Genomic DNA, 870 nt, shown 5'->3' with positions numbered 1-870 from the left:
GAGCGCGCGGGTCAGCCCCGGCAGCGTGTCCCGTCCCTGGCCGAGCGCGAGCAGGTTGGCGAGCAGCGAGGTCAGGAACACGGTCTTGCCCGACCGCGCGAGGCCGGTGACGGCGACCCGCAGCGTCTCGCGCCCGCGCCCGGCGCCGAGGGTGGGCAGCAGGCCCGGTCCGCTGCCGAAAATGTCGCCCAGACGCATCAGCCGCCCGCCCACGCGCCGGCCGGCAGGCCGTGCTGTCTGGTCGGCCCGCGCCGCGCGGGGCACCATCGTCGCATGGATGCGCCCCGCCCGCCCGAAACCCCCGCCGCCACGGGCGCGACGCCGGCCATGGCACAGTGGTTCGCGGCGCGGGAGGCGTATCCGGAAGCGCTGCTGTTCTTTCGCATGGGCGACTTCTACGAGCTTTTCTTCGCCGACGCCGAGGCGGCGGCGGCCGCTCTCGATATCGCCCTGACGCATCGCGGCAGCCATAACGGCGCGCCGATCCCGATGTGCGGGGTGCCGGTGCATGCCGCGGAGACCTACCTGACGCGGCTGATCCGCCGCGGGTTCCGCGTCGCCGTCGCCGAGCAGATGGAGCCGGCGGCGGCCAAGGGACGCGGGGCCAGCGGTCGGGCGGCGAAGGCACCGATCCGCCGGCAGGTGGTCCGCCTCGTCACGCCCGGAACGCTGACCGAGGATGCGCTGCTGGAGCCGGGGCGGCCGAACCTGCTGCTGGCGGTGGCCGAGGCGGGCGAGGCGCTCGGCGCCGCCTGGCTCGATGTCTCCACCGGGCTGTTCGAGACGGCGGCGCTGCCGCGCGCCGGGCTGGCGGCGCTGCTCGCCCGGCTCGATCCGGCGGAGATCCTGGCGCCGGCCAGCCTCGATCTC

At 75.9% G+C, this 870-nt stretch carries 2 protein-coding genes; one reads left to right on the top strand and one right to left on the bottom strand.

The features are described 5' to 3' along the window. Positions 1–267 (bottom strand): YcjX family protein (locus tag B8460_RS20465; RefSeq protein WP_241771256.1); only part of this gene is annotated, 267 nt, incomplete at its 3' end. Between the two features lie 6 nt (positions 268–273). Between B8460_RS20465 and B8460_RS20460 the strand changes: the two genes are divergently transcribed. Further along, positions 274–870 (top strand): MutS N-terminal domain-containing protein (locus B8460_RS20460; protein ID WP_048863471.1); only part of this gene is annotated, 597 nt, incomplete at its 3' end.

Origin of the sequence: Acidisphaera rubrifaciens HS-AP3 (assembly GCF_000964365.1) — a bacterium.
Classification (GTDB): domain Bacteria; phylum Pseudomonadota; class Alphaproteobacteria; order Acetobacterales; family Acetobacteraceae; genus Acidisphaera; species Acidisphaera rubrifaciens.
Note: the sequence above shows the minus strand (reverse complement) of the source record. Positions and strands in the feature narration are given on the sequence as shown.